Annotated in this window: 3 protein-coding genes; all 3 read right to left on the reverse strand. The window is 36.2% G+C overall.

What is annotated here, in order from left to right; genetic code table 11:
* Positions 1-81 precede the first annotated feature (81 nt).
* From DRF67_RS21290 to DRF67_RS21300, 3 genes are read right to left on the reverse strand one after another with little or no spacing between them, the layout of a single operon-like run.
* Complete coding sequence (locus DRF67_RS21290) at positions 82-258, reverse strand: class I lanthipeptide (RefSeq protein WP_115929532.1); 177 nt, start codon at positions 256-258, stop codon at positions 82-84.
* A gap of 48 nt (positions 259-306) precedes the next feature.
* On the reverse strand, positions 307-483 hold the full coding sequence (locus DRF67_RS21295; RefSeq protein WP_115929532.1) for a class I lanthipeptide: 177 nt from the start codon (positions 481-483) through the stop codon (positions 307-309).
* A gap of 47 nt (positions 484-530) precedes the next feature.
* Positions 531-698 (reverse strand): class I lanthipeptide, encoded by a 168-nt coding sequence (locus DRF67_RS21300; protein ID WP_228435887.1) that lies wholly within the window; start codon positions 696-698, stop codon positions 531-533.
* Positions 699-705 lie beyond the last annotated feature (7 nt).

A 705-nucleotide genomic window follows, 5' to 3' on the forward strand; every position in this document is an offset into this window, starting at 1 on the left:
TTTGTAGTCCTTTAGTTAATTTGATTTTTTGCATGATGTTAAATTTTAATGATTTGTATGAGTTAAAAAATGATTTGATAATTAAGAAAGTCTTAGTTCTGCTTGAGTAGACCCGTGGCAAGAACACTGTCCGCAAGATTGTGCAGGCGCCTGGATGCGGTTGTTACCTCCTTTCAGGCTGTTCATTTGCTCTTCCTGCAGTTTGCTGATTTGTTCTTTGTTGATTTGTAGTCCTTTAGTTAATTTGATTTTTTGCATGATGTTAAATTTTAATGGTTTGTATTATTTTAAAAAATGATTTGATAATTAAGAAAGTCTTAGTTCTGCTTGAGTAGATCCGTGGCAAGAACACTGTCCACAAGATTGTGCAGGCGCCTGGATGCGGTTGTTACCTCCTTTCAGGCTGTTCATCTGCTCTTCCTGCAGTTTGCTGATTTGTTCTTTGTTGATTTGTAGTCCTTTAGTTAATTTGATTTTTTGCATGATGTTAAATTTTAATGATTTGTATGAGTTAAAAAATGATTTGATAATTAAGAAAGTCTTAGTTCTGCTTGAGTAGACCCGTGGCAAGAACACTGTCCGCAAGATTGTGCAGGCGCCTGGATGCGGTTGTTACCTCCTTTCAGGCTGTTCATTTGCTCTTCCTGCAGTTTGCTGATTTGTTCTTTGTTGATTTGTAGTCCTTTAGTTAATTTGATTTTTTGC

The sequence above is a fragment of the Chryseobacterium pennipullorum genome (genome assembly GCF_003384725.1).
In the GTDB taxonomy this organism is placed as follows: Bacteria; Bacteroidota; Bacteroidia; order Flavobacteriales; family Weeksellaceae; genus Chryseobacterium; species Chryseobacterium pennipullorum.